Source organism: Rugosimonospora africana (assembly GCF_016862975.1).
Lineage (GTDB): Bacteria > Actinomycetota > Actinomycetes > Mycobacteriales > Micromonosporaceae > Rugosimonospora > Rugosimonospora africana.
The window spans coordinates 1-1120 of sequence record NZ_BONZ01000174.1 but is presented as its reverse complement, the minus strand read 5'-3'; the positions used below and the strand labels follow the sequence as shown (position 1 = coordinate 1120).

The following is a 1120-nucleotide window of genomic DNA, read 5'->3' as shown; positions in this document are numbered from 1 at the left end:
CCACCTGCCCACCAAGGCGGGTCTTCTGGTCGGCTCCACGTCCTGCCACCGGGCCACTCCCGGCGGTGTCGAACTGCGCCGCGAGGGCGGCCAGGTTGAGTGCGGCGTTGCGGTCACGGTCGATGACCAGGCCGCACGCCTCGCATTCGTACTCACGCTCGGAAAGGGCGAGCTTGGCTTTCACCGCGCCGCAGCCCGAGCACGTCTTGCTGGAGGGATACCAGCGGTCGGCGCTCAGCAGCCGACCGCAGTTCCATTCGGTCTTGTACGCCAACTGCCTGCGGATCTCGGCAAACCCCGCGTCAGCGATGTGCCGGGCCAGCTTGCGGTTGGCCAGCATGCCCGTGACATTGAGGTCTTCCACCACGACCGTGGCGTGCTCGCGGGCTAGGCGGGTGGTGAGCTTGTGCAGCCCGTCACGGCGAAGGTTCGCCACCCGCGCGTGTGCGCGGCCGAGCCGGGCAGCGGCACCTTCCCAGCGTTTTGACGGGCGCCGGCCGGTCCTGCGGTCCGGACCGGTCTTGCGCGACAATGCCCGACCGAGCGTGCGCAGCCGGTTCTGCGCGGCGACCAGGTGGCGCGGGTTGTCGACCAGTTCACCGGTGGACAGTACCGCGAGGTGCTTGATCCCGACGTCCACGCCGACCACCACACCACGCCGGGCCGGGGCCCGGTCGGCGCGCTCCACCTCGACGGTGAAGGCGACGTGCCAGCGTCCGCCGTCGCGCCGGACGGTAGCGGACATGATCCGGGCGGTGCCGGCCTCAAGGCGGCGGGCGAGCTTACGGGCGGACTCGTGCAACTTCAGGCGGCCCAGCCGGGGCAGCACCACGTGCATCCGGTCCGGCTCGACCCGGATCGCACCGGTGGTGAACCGAACGCTGGGTGTGGTGCGGCGGCGAGACTTGAACCGAGGGAAACCGACGTGCCGCCCGGCCCGCTTCCCGCTGCGGGACTCCGACCAGTTCTTCAGGCCGCGGGCAAGGGCGTCCAGACCGGTGTTGAACGCCTCTTTGGACACCTCGCCCCACCAAGGCGCCACCTCGGCTTTCGCCTGGTTCCATGTCTTACGCAGCGCGGCCAGCGACCACGACAGCGACGGCGTCAACTGCTCGTCCGC

Annotated in this window: 1 protein-coding gene; it reads right to left on the bottom strand. The window is 70.4% G+C overall.

Translation table 11 applies throughout. The features are described from left to right. Positions 1-1120: IS607 family element RNA-guided endonuclease TnpB (gene tnpB, locus Raf01_RS49065; RefSeq protein WP_203925065.1), on the bottom strand; the 1120-nt coding region annotated here is incomplete at both ends.